Annotated in this window: 2 protein-coding genes; both read left to right on the plus strand. The window is 54.0% G+C overall.

What is annotated here, in order from left to right:
* Nucleotides 1-43 precede the first annotated feature (43 nt).
* Complete coding sequence (gene secE / locus SO140_RS45955) at nucleotides 44-427, plus strand: preprotein translocase subunit SecE (RefSeq protein ID WP_004929916.1); 384 nt, start codon at nucleotides 44-46, stop codon at nucleotides 425-427.
* 1 nt (nucleotide 428) lies between these two features.
* A complete protein-coding gene (gene nusG / locus SO140_RS45960) occupies nucleotides 429-974 on the plus strand; it encodes a transcription termination/antitermination protein NusG (protein WP_004929914.1) in 546 nt (181 codons plus the stop codon).
* The last annotated feature ends 235 nt before the right edge of the window (nucleotides 975-1209 follow it).

The following is a 1209-nucleotide window of genomic DNA, read 5'->3' on the forward strand; positions in this document are numbered from 1 at the left end:
GCAAAGTTGTTTGTTCTGAATCATCATTGTGACAGGTTGGTTTATGAGTGCGAATACCGAGGCTCAAGGGAGCGGACGCGGCCTGGAAGCGGCAAAGTGGCTGATCGTCGCCGTTCTGTTGGTTGTGGCTATTGTCGGTAACTATTACTACCGTGATTTAAGCCTGCCATTGCGCGCGCTGGCAGTTGTGCTGATCATCGCCGTTGCAGGTGCAGTGGCTCTGATGACCACCAAAGGCAAAGCCACCGTTGCGTTTGCCCGCGAAGCGCGTACCGAAGTACGTAAAGTGATTTGGCCAACTCGTCAGGAAACGCTACACACCACGTTGATCGTTGCCGCGGTAACCGCCGTGATGTCACTGATTCTGTGGGGACTGGATGGTATTCTGGTCCGTCTGGTGTCGTTTATTACTGGCCTGAGGTTCTAAAATGTCTGAAGCTCCAAAAAAACGTTGGTACGTCGTTCAGGCGTTTTCCGGTTTTGAAGGTCGCGTAGCGCAATCGCTGCGTGAACACATCAAACTGCACGATATGGAAGAGCTGTTCGGCGAAGTGATGGTGCCTACGGAAGAAGTGGTTGAAATCCGTGGTGGCCAGCGTCGCAAGAGCGAGCGTAAATTCTTCCCTGGCTACGTGCTGGTGCAGATGGTGATGAATGACGCCAGCTGGCACCTGGTGCGCAGCGTACCGCGTGTCATGGGGTTCATCGGCGGCACGTCTGACCGTCCTGCGCCTATCAGCGATAAAGAAGTTGATGCGATCATGAACCGCCTGCAGCAGGTTGGTGACAAACCGCGTCCGAAGACGCTGTTCGAGCCGGGCGAGCTGGTGCGCGTCAACGATGGCCCGTTTGCAGATTTCAACGGCGTGGTCGAAGAAGTCGATTACGAAAAGAGCCGCCTGAAAGTTTCCGTTTCCATCTTCGGCCGTGCAACGCCGGTGGAACTGGACTTCAGCCAGGTTGAGAAAGGCTGATCGAATAATCAGCAATGAGTGGCGCGTTGCCGCTTGTCAAAGGCGCGAAATTGAACTACAATTTCGCGCCTTTTGTTTTTAGATGCCTTGCCTGATGCCTGTCTGGCGAGGTGAAACACGGGGAGCCTTTTGCGAGGCGATACTACCCAAACCGAGGAAATTTAAATGGCTAAGAAAGTACAAGCCTACGTCAAGCTGCAAGTTGCAGCTGGTATGGCGAACCCGAGCCCACGAG

Source organism: Bradyrhizobium sp. UFLA05-108, from assembly GCF_059803455.1.

Bases quoted from the DNA above. Each gene is read 5' to 3' on its own strand.
- secE (WP_004929916.1), top strand. From the start codon at position 44: ATGAGTGCGAATACCGAGGCTCAAGGGAGCGGACGCGGCCTGGAAGCG.
- nusG (WP_004929914.1), top strand. From the start codon at position 429: ATGTCTGAAGCTCCAAAAAAACGTTGGTACGTCGTTCAGGCGTTTTCC.